5 protein-coding genes and 1 pseudogene are annotated in these 7798 nt (G+C 58.6%); all 6 read right to left on the reverse strand.

The features are described from left to right. On the reverse strand, positions 1–1974 hold a 1974-nt coding region (locus ACTG34_RS04150), incomplete at its 3' end, for a DUF3772 domain-containing protein (protein WP_439103750.1). Beyond that, positions 1974–3005: a cysteine synthase A gene (locus ACTG34_RS04155; RefSeq protein WP_062218672.1), complete on the reverse strand. Its 1032-nt coding sequence runs from the start codon at positions 3003–3005 to the stop codon at positions 1974–1976. The genes ACTG34_RS04155 and ACTG34_RS04150, both read right to left, overlap by 1 nt. 125 nt (positions 3006–3130) lie before the next feature. Next, positions 3131–4522 carry a cytochrome P450 gene (locus tag ACTG34_RS04160; protein WP_439103751.1) on the reverse strand — a complete coding sequence of 464 codons (1392 nt, stop codon included), beginning with the start codon at positions 4520–4522 and terminating at the stop codon, positions 3131–3133. Then, positions 4519–5736, reverse strand: coding sequence for a hypothetical protein (locus tag ACTG34_RS04165; RefSeq protein ID WP_439103752.1), 1218 nt, complete (start codon positions 5734–5736; stop codon positions 4519–4521). Before ACTG34_RS04165 ends, ACTG34_RS04160 begins: the two co-directional genes overlap by 4 nt. 100 nt (positions 5737–5836) lie before the next feature. Then, a complete protein-coding gene (locus tag ACTG34_RS04170; protein WP_439103753.1) occupies positions 5837–6586 on the reverse strand; it encodes a cytochrome c biogenesis CcdA family protein in 750 nt (249 codons plus the stop codon). A 147-nt stretch (positions 6587–6733) separates the two neighbouring features. Continuing rightward, positions 6734–7798, reverse strand: a pseudogene (locus ACTG34_RS04175) (ribonuclease E/G); the annotation flags it as partial.

Raw genomic sequence — 7798 nt, forward strand, 5'->3', positions numbered from 1 at the left:
AGGCACGATCACGTCCGTGCGGTCAAACGTCTCGACGCGGGTCGAGCGCACAGAGATATCGCGCACGAACCCCATTTGCCCGCCCACCTCGATCCAGTCGCCCTCGGAGACAGGCCGTTCAATCAGCAAGATGATGCCAGAGACAAAGTTCTGTACGATATTTTGCAGGCCAAAACCGATCCCGACAGAGAGCGCACCGGCCACAATCGCCAGCGCGGAGAGATCAATCCCCGCAGAGGTGATGGCGATAATCGCGGACAACATGATCCCAACATAGCCCGTACCCGCAACAATCGCGTTTTGCCCGCCTTTATCGATTTTGGTTTTGGGCAGGACCGAAAGCGACAAAGCGGCCTTGAGCAACCGCGTGGCCCCGAACCCGATCACAAAGACAACGGCGAAGGTCAAAAAGTCGGTGATTGAAATCTGCGCATCGCCAAGCGACACGCCTTGCTTCATCCGCGCCCAGACTTCCCACAGCTGTTCTTCGCGCGCCCCCCAAATCAACGCCAATGAGGGCAGCGATATCGCGAATAGGATGATGGAGACCAAGACAGGGACAAGCCCCTCACTTGCCCCCTCACTGCGCCGAGTGACGACCGCGTAGATGTCGGACATCAAACGCGAGGTGACGAGGAATAGCCCCAAAAGACCCAAGGTCGACACCGCAGGAAAAACAAGGCCTTTGGCGGCGGACATATATCCAACGCCGCCCAAAATAACAGCGATAGCGGCACCGGGGCGCAACACGCGCGCCGCCGTGTTGCTGACCAAGGCCACAAACCCTTTGGAGGCGTTGATATCGCCCTCAGCCGTGTCGTTCGTGATCGTTTGACGCCGTGAGGAAGCCGCAAGGATCTGACCGAACCGAAACAGTGACAAAGCCGTCAATACCACGAGCGGGTAAGACAAAACGTTGAGCGTGGCCGCCGAATAATCATCAATGCGCGCCAAAGCATCGAGCAGGATCCTTACACCGCTCATGACCCCCATCAGCGCCAAGTGCCCCGAGGCTTCGCGGATTTGTATTGGCGTGAGATCAAAAAGCGGCGCAGATGTTTCTGTCGCCCCAAGCACGCGCGCGGCCAACCACCGCGCGCTGAAATAGAAAAACCCAATGGACGGCAAGACGGTGAAAAACGCCTCCGCGCGCGGGCCGACAATATCGGAGGATAACGCGGCAACCGTCAAAAAGAATAGCCCCATGACCGGTAAAATCACCAAACCCAACGATCCGACAATATCGGAGACACCGCGCCCCGCCTGTCCTGTGACAATGCGTTGAACACGGTTTGAGGCACGCAATGACCACACCCGACCGCGCAAAATCAACACGACACCAAGCAGCGTGGACAAAACAATCGCAGCCGCGTTTGATTTGAGCGTGGCGATACCTTGTGCGGTGGTCGCCGGAGTGACCAAATCGCTCCACATCAAAAGACCCGTTGCTGTGATATCCGCAATGGCTTTCGGCCAGATCACAGGGTTAAGCGGGCTTGGGCCAAGCGCCATGAGCGCATCGGTTTGGCGCGCTACCAAAACCGCATCAATCTCACCGATGAGACCGTCCGCACGGGTAAAGGCCTCTTCGGCACTCAAAACCGGTGCAAGAGCACGGTCCAGTTGCCCGTTCAACTCTGCGCGCCGTGCGGCCAGATCCGCCGCCTCTTCGCCCCCGTCCGCAGGGGCCGCGCCAAGGGCCGCAATCTGGGCGCGAACCGTATCGATCCGCGCCGCATTTGTGGCCTTGGCGTCGAGAAACTGACTGCGCCATGTCGCCAATTCGGTACGCAGCGCCTCAAGGTCCGCGTCTTGCGCCGCCCCAGCTTCGACTGCGGCCTCGGCACGCGATGCAACGGTGGCCCACGTCTCATAATCAGGCGCGAAAATGTCCTGTGCCGCCGCATGCAACGGCAGACACAGGAGGATGATCAAAAACAGCCGTGAGACGACATCGCGAATGGTGTGGCGCATTAGCCCTCGTAAACGTCAGGGAGCACTTGTGGGACGCGGTCCAGCCAATGCGGCACCGGCAACCCCATTTCTTTCAAGAACTCGGGATTAAACAATTTCGACTGATAGCGTGTCCCGTAGTCGCAAAGAATAGTGACGATCCGGTGACCTGGCCCCATCTCACGCGCCATTTTCATCGCACCCGCAACGTTGATGCCAGATGAGCCGCCAAGGCAAAGCCCCTCATCGCTGAGCAAATCAAACACAACGGGCAAGGCCTCTTTGTCGGTGACCTGATAGGAATAATCCGGTTTGAAGCCTTCGAGGTTGGCGGTGATGCGCCCCTGTCCGATGCCTTCGGTGATGGAGCTGCCTTCGGATTTCAACTCGCCCGTGGTGTAATAGCTATGAAGGGCCGCCCCCATCGGATCAGCCAAACCGATTTTGACCCCCTTGGGCTGTAGCGCCATGCCAACACCCGCAAGCGTGCCGCCAGACCCAACCGCACAGATAAAGCCATCGACGTTACCGCTTGTTTGCTCCCAAATCTCGGGACCTGTGGTCTCGATATGCGCCTGACGGTTGGCCACATTGTCGAACTGGTTGGCCCAAATCACACCCTCGTTGGTGGTCCGCGCCAACTCTTTGGCCAACCGCTCGGAGTAGCGCACATAGTTATTGGGGTTCTTGTAAGGCGCCGCAGGCACTTGGACCAATTCGGCCCCTGCCAAACGGATCATATCCTTTTTCTCCTGAGATTGCGTCTCAGGAATAACAATCACGGTTTTAAAGCCAAGAGACGCCCCGACGAGCGCCAGACCAATACCCGTATTGCCCGCTGTGCCCTCAACGATTGTCCCGCCGGGTTTGAGCAAGCCCTTCTCTACCGCATCTTGAATGATGTAGAGCGCCGCGCGATCTTTGACCGATTGCCCAGGGTTGAGGAATTCCGCCTTGCCGAGGATCTCACAGCCCGTCGCTTCGGACGGTCCGTTCAAACGGATCAAAGGGGTGTTCCCGATTGTGTCGATGAGATCTTTATTCACGCGCATGAGCCGACGGTCCTTTTCATATGGCAGTCTTGAAATGTGTAGGACGCCCGTTTCGGAAACTCAAGCCACTGCGCCTCAGTCAGGGACCGCATTCTGCAAAACCATTTCCCCATAGGACGCGTGTTTCACACCAAGGCCGCGTTGGATGCATCGCGTTTGGTACAGCTGATCCATATCCCGTTTTGCGCGCGTACCGTCAAATGTGCCACGGGCACAGGTGTGTGCTGCGCCAGTGTCGACAGGTGAAACGCCCGCGCCACAAGCGCGAGGATCAATGGTCCCTCGACCATCGCGAACCCTGCCCCCGGACAGACCCGTGCCCCGCTCGAAAACGGGATAAATGCATCGCGCAGGCATTGCTTGCCATTGTCAGTCTTGAAGCGGTCAGGATCGAACACATCGGCATCCTCCCAGAACCGCTCATGGCGTTGCAAATGCCACGGGCTCAGCACGATCTGGCTGCCCTTGGGGACATCGCGGTCGCGAAAATGCTCGGGACATGCGGCCTCGCGCACCATCATCGGCACGGGCGGATAGAGCCGCAGGGTCTCGCGAAACACGTCCTTCGTATATCGCAGCTTCGACAGATCGGAAAACGTCGGGGCATCGCCAAGGGCCGCCCCCTCTGCCGCCACTCGGTCCGCCACATCGGGATTGGCCGCCAATAGCCACAACGCCCACGCAAGCGCCGAGGCCGATGTCTCATGTCCTGCAAGAAAAAAGATCGCGACCTGATCGACCATTTCGTCCGTATCAAACCGCGCACCCGTCTGCGGATCGGCCGTGGTCATAATCTTCGTCGCTAGATCATCGGGAGCCGTGCCCGCCGCGATCTGCGCCATACGTTCGCGCGTCAATCGGGTGATCAATCCACGAATGACCCGCGCCGTGCGCTTTGTCTCGCGCGAATGAAACCGTGGCACCCATTTGGGCAGCGGGATAAACGCCGCAAGGTTCAAAATGGGTTGCGCCTTTTGATGGGTTTGGAACGCATGAAACACCGCGCGGGCCGTGTCATCCGTGATCGGGATGGAAAACAGGCTGCGAAAAATCACATCCGCCGCCGCGTGGCTCGTATGCGGCTCGACATCAAACCCGCCGTGCATCTCGCCAAGGCGCGCCACCATATCGTGCCCCGCCGCAAGCATCGCGGGGAACGCATCTTTGATCCGCCCGCCCTCGAACGCAGGGTCGATGATGCGCCGTTGCCGCAACCACGTCTCGCCATTGGTCAAAAACACCGAGTTGCCCAACAGCGGGCGCAACCCCTCGGCGATGCGGTTGGATTTGGGAAACTCCATCGGCCGCGTATTGAGCACCGTTTTGACCAGATCGGGCTGATTGACCAGAAAGGACCGAAAGAACGGGGTTTTGAATTCCGCCATCCACGCGCGGTACAATTTCGCGGGCTGCGCCGAAAGAATGTCCTTGCGAAACAGTCGCAAATAATTGCGCAGGCTCGTCTTTTCGGGACGTGCTGCGGGTTTTGGCGGGGTAAACTTGGCGCGATCACTCATGGGGCACTGTCCGTAAATGTGTTGACCGTGCGCGTGATCCGGCTTGGTGAGGCAGGCACCGCGCCAAAGCGCGCACGCAGGGTTTGAGGCCCCGCTGTCACCTTGAAGTAGTCGTAAACAATTGGATTATCAAAGGCACATAAGTATTGGAAATGTAGACGGAAAAACCGCCACCGCAACCGCTTCCATGTGTCGGGTTTGAGCGTTTGCGTAAAGGCTGCCGAGATCACGAGCGGGCCGGTTTGACCCTCGGGGGCCACCCCCGTCACGCCCGCCGGATCACATAACGCAAAGGCACAGCCATCCCCAGGCGCCGTGACATCGAGCCAAAACAGCGCATCCGTGGCGGACAGATAGGCCAGATCGCGGCGCAACACCTTGGCCTCGGGTAAGAACGACACCATCGGCACCACTTGGCCAAGGGTCAAAAACGCGAGGGTCGGCCCCTGATTTGGCACCTCCCCCCTGCGGATCAGATCGGCCAAAACCGCGATGCCAAGATGTGCGCCCGATGAATGCCCGACGACCAGAACTTCGTCCCACTCCTCATGCAGTGCCTGTGCAATCGCGGCGCGAAATTGCGCCATACGGTCGGTCAATGCGGGCGGATCGGCCCCGCGCCACCGCGCCGAGAACCCGTAATCATGCATCAGATAATAGGCGAAAAACTTGCCGTCTTGCTTTTTGAACCACCGCAACAGCGCACCACCGAGCCCTGCGCCCAATGCCGCGCCAATGACCCGACCTGCACCGCCAAACCGCGCACCAAAAGCGAGGCACGCGACAAAAACACCCAAGGCCAAAAGCGCTTGGATCGTGAGCATCGCCACGGGATAGAGCGCGGCAATCACCGGTCCTTTGCGCAATCGCATCAGACGAAACAATGCGCCCGTCGAGATATAGGTCCATGCCGTTCTGGCCAACACGCCATAGGTGCGCAAAATCCCTGCGTCCATGCTCTCTTGGACGATGTCGGACCACACCAACACATCGATCTCGCTGTGGACCTGCGCCCCGTCGATGTCGCTCTCAACCGACCACCCGAACCGCGCGCCTGATTTGGGCGAAATAGCGATCGAGTAGTCGGAAATTTCCGCCTGCTTAGCGCTCTCTTTGCGGTATAATTCGCGGTAGCGGCGTGGCGGAATGGGGTCATAGCCAGAGATGTAGAACACCCTGCGTCGTTTGACCTCTTGTGTCCGCTGATCGCTCATAACGCTCTGGCCTTACTGGTTATTTGGCTCAGGTTAGCCCACAATTGCGGCGATATTAAGCGGTTTTATCGCGCAGGGTCACCCGTTGCTCAGACGCAACTCACCCAAGGGCGGCAAGCGCGGGAAATGTTTCAAGCAACCAATAGGACAAACGCGAAAACGCCCCCGTCAAAAGCATAAGACCCACGAGCACCAACAACGCACCCATTGCCTTTTCAATCACACCCATGTGGCGTTTGAGGCGATTCATCACCGACATGGCACGGGTGATGAACAAGGCTGACAGTAAAAACGGCACCCCAAGTCCAAAGGCATAGACGGCAAGCAACGTGGTGCCGCGGGTCAATGACCCCTCCTGCGCCGCGATGGACAAAATGGCGCCCAATTGCGGGCCAATGCATGGCGTCCAGCCAAAGGCGAATGCAAGGCCAAGCAAATAGGCCCCGAACGCCGACCCGCCACGATCACCCGCATCAAGCCGCGCCTCGCGGTCCAAAATAGGAATCCGAAAGACAGAGAGAAAATGCAGCCCGAGAATAACGATCACACCACCTGAGATACGCCCGAAAAGCACCTGATTTTGCAAGAAAAATGTCCCGAACACCGAGGCCGTAAATCCGAGGAACAAAAACACTGTGGACAGGCCGAGCACGAACATAATCGCGGGGCCGATTGCCTTGCGCGCGGCTTTTCCCTCTTGCATCTCACCCATCGAAATCCCCGACATATACGCCAAATACGGCGGTACAATCGGCAAGACACAGGGGCTAATAAAGGACGCAATACCGGCGGCAAGGGCCACGAACATGGCAGGCAGCAAAGAGGCGTCAAAGAGGTCAATTCCAAACATAATCTAGCTCATGCCACGGATTGCGGCCCATGCAAAGTGTCGGCTTTGTCGCGGCATGTCACATTCGCGTTTTTCTCTGTAACAGCCCAAAAGAAAACGGCCCGCCCGGATGGGGCGAGCCATTCAATGACTTGTAGAGCGCGATGATTAGCCGAGGCTCCACCACCCCTTGCGCTTGGGTTTTGGCTTGGCGTCCACAACCGGTTCCGCTGCGGGAGCAGGAGCAGGTGCAACCTCAGCCTCCACAACGGGGGCCTCAACCTTCACAGGCTCCGCTTTAGGCGCGTCTGGCACAACCGTCTCGGCGACAACCGGCTCTTGAGCGGCTGCTTTGGCGGCTTTCTCTGCGTCGATTTCGGCTTTGCTACGGCGTTTGCGCTTTGGCTTTGGGGCCTCGTCCGCTTTCACATCCGTACCCGCGTCTTTCGCCGCTTTTTCGGCCTCGATCTCGGCTTTGGTGCGGCGCTTGCGCTTTGGCTTGGGCGTCTCTTGCGCCGGTGCATCAGCAACAGGTGCGGCGTCCGCAGACACGGCATCTCCAGACACGGCATCGGTTGTCACCGCATCAGCTTTCTTTGCACGTGAGCGTGACCGCTTTGGCTTCTCACTTGGCGCGTCTGCCACAACTGGAGCCTCGGGTGCAGCCTCAACAGGCGCTGCCTCACCAGATGTACCAGCATCTGGCGCAGTGACATCAGCGGCAGACCCAGACCGGCGCGAGCGTGAGCGGCTACGGCGGCGCTTTGGCTTGTCCTCGGACGTGCCATCAACACCTTGCTCAGAGGCTTGCTCTTGTGCTGGCTCGGACGCGGCATCGCTGTCACCCGCTTCGCTCGTATCACCGTTCTCACCGTTTTCATCGCCCTCACCGGACTTGCGGCGGCGGCGACGACGACGACGGCGCTTTTTGGGCTGCTGCTCGTCATCACCCGCCTCGGATGATGTCGCATTATCGGACTGTGCCGCGTCAGTTGCGTCATCTTCGGCCTCGACTTCGTCCTCATCGGCGTCCGTCTCATCATCGATCTGAGACATCAACGCAGAGGATGCCGAAATCACATTGGTGGCTTCAGGCTTGATCACACGGGTCGCAGTCTTGAATTTCTCGATGGAAAAATCAGGCGAAATCATGAACGGATCAGCCTCAAGACGCACAGCCATGCCATAGCGGCTTTCAATCAGCGCAATCGCCTCGCGTTTGTAGTTCACCAA

Source organism: Celeribacter marinus (genome assembly GCF_965656515.1).
In the GTDB taxonomy this organism is placed as follows: domain Bacteria; phylum Pseudomonadota; class Alphaproteobacteria; order Rhodobacterales; family Rhodobacteraceae; genus Celeribacter; species Celeribacter marinus_D.